Below are 1,800 nucleotides of genomic sequence, written 5' to 3'. Positions count from 1 at the left end.
GATGATCGATGCCTCGAATGCGGGCGAACAGATTTTCATTGATATTTATTCGGAAGAGGCGAAAGCCAAGGATCCCGAAAAAAGGCAAACCGGCTTGTTCTGCTTTCCTGGTAGAGCCGGATCGCCTTTTGCGGTGATTGCTCCTGGAGGAGGCTTTGCTTACGTAGGTTCCGTTCATGAAGGCTTTCCTTATGCCATGAAAATCGCTGACCATGGTTATCATGCGTTTGTGCTCCGCTACCGTCTGGGGAACCGGAAGGCCACCGAAGACATGGCTGCGGCCATCGATTTCATCGAAGAACATGCGGACGAGTTGGGTGTCGACAAACAATACTATTCGCTCTGGGGCAGTTCTGCCGGCGCCCGTGTTGTTGCCAATATAAGTGCCAATGGAGTGAAAGCTTACGGAGGGAAATCAGGCATGAAGCCGCGTGCAGTCGTCATGGCCTACACCGGGCACGCGGGATATTCGGAAAATGATGCGCCCTCGTTCAGCATCGTCGGCGAGAACGACTACATCGCCGAACCGGAAGTCATGCGCAGAAGAGCGCAGAAAATGAAAGGCCTGGGGATCCCGGTCGCCTTCAAAGTAGTTGCAGGATTGGGGCATGGCTTCGGACTCGGCACGGGCACGAAGGCGGAAGGCTGGATCGATGAGGCTGTCCGCTTTTGGGAAAAACAAATGGAATAGGGCACATGCATGTACAAGAGGCGAATGCGAGAGCACAAAAAAACAGAAATCCCTTATCCGGATTTCTGTTTTTCATTTAAAGTGTTTTATTTGCTTAAACTTAATTCAATTGCCGCAACTTTTTCTTCGACGTAAGTCTTTACTTCATTTTTGGGCATCTCCAACACGACAGCAAATTCGCCGTAAAGCATTTCTTCGGCTTTTTTCATGTAGCGTCTGTCGGTTTCAGAAACCTTTTTATTTTTTGTGGCAGCGATTTGGTTCTTGAGGTATACCGTTTTGATCACTTGGATCAGGTATTTGCAATCATGACGTTCCATGGCTTTATCATAATGTTCGGAAAGCAGATTCGCGCTGCTGTATAGGATATCCGTTTCGATTGTCGGAATCTGTTCGATTATTTCTTGTGCGTCATCAGCCGAAATTACGGGACGCATAAATACTTTCGTATCAACGGGTGTGTATACTGTTCCGTTACGATACAGGGGCTTCAGAACATAATATAGACGATCATTTGCGACAGCAGTGACATTCATAACTTCGATCGCTTCGACTCGGCAGACCCCTTCGTTTCCATACACTATCAAATCATTAACTTTGTACATTTAATCCTCCATATCTTTTCCAAAAGCAACAAAAAAGCGCGCAGATATATGACAACAGGACTTACGTTTGTCATAACTACACGTTGTATAGATATTATACCAAATTTTGACTGTTTTTGTAAGGGGTGATTTCAATAAAAGTATTTGGTATATAGCTTTCATTGTAAAATGCTGTTCATCAAGAATAGAAGTAGAAATCCACGATTACGTTCGGATCACCGATTTGTTCGAGTTGTTCGAAACTAATGGACCGGAATTCCCGGTGAGAGTCCGTTCACCGGGATGCAGCCAGCAGAAAATGGTCAATTTCCCGGTGAACTTATCTTCACCGGGAAATAGATGATAAAGTACAGAAAAATACCCGGTGAAAATCTCTTCACCGGGTAAAATGCGCTATTCTACGATTTTTGGGAGGAGGGGATATCAGTCGAACAACGCTTTTCCGTCGCTGGCGATGACATCCTTGTACCAGTGATAGCTGTCTTTCTTGTAGCGCTTCAGGGA

2 protein-coding genes are annotated in these 1,800 nt (G+C 45.8%); one reads left to right on the top strand and one right to left on the bottom strand.

All coding sequences use genetic code 11. The annotated features are described in order from the left end of the window. A partial coding sequence (locus WBV27_RS10095) for an alpha/beta hydrolase (protein WP_424201714.1) occupies positions 1 to 691 on the top strand: 691 nt, incomplete at its 5' end. A gap of 86 nt (positions 692 to 777) precedes the next feature. On the opposite strand, the gene WBV27_RS10090 is transcribed toward WBV27_RS10095, so the two are convergent. Next, complete coding sequence (locus tag WBV27_RS10090; RefSeq protein WP_424201712.1) at positions 778 to 1,296, bottom strand: CarD family transcriptional regulator; 519 nt, start codon at positions 1,294 to 1,296, stop codon at positions 778 to 780. Between the last annotated feature and the right edge of the window lie 504 nt (positions 1,297 to 1,800).

Origin of the sequence: Trichococcus sp. (assembly GCF_049589555.1) — a bacterium.
Classification (GTDB): domain Bacteria; phylum Bacillota; class Bacilli; order Lactobacillales; family Aerococcaceae; genus Trichococcus.
The sequence above is the reverse complement of the archived record's forward strand: the minus strand, read 5'-3'. Positions and strand labels throughout refer to the sequence as shown.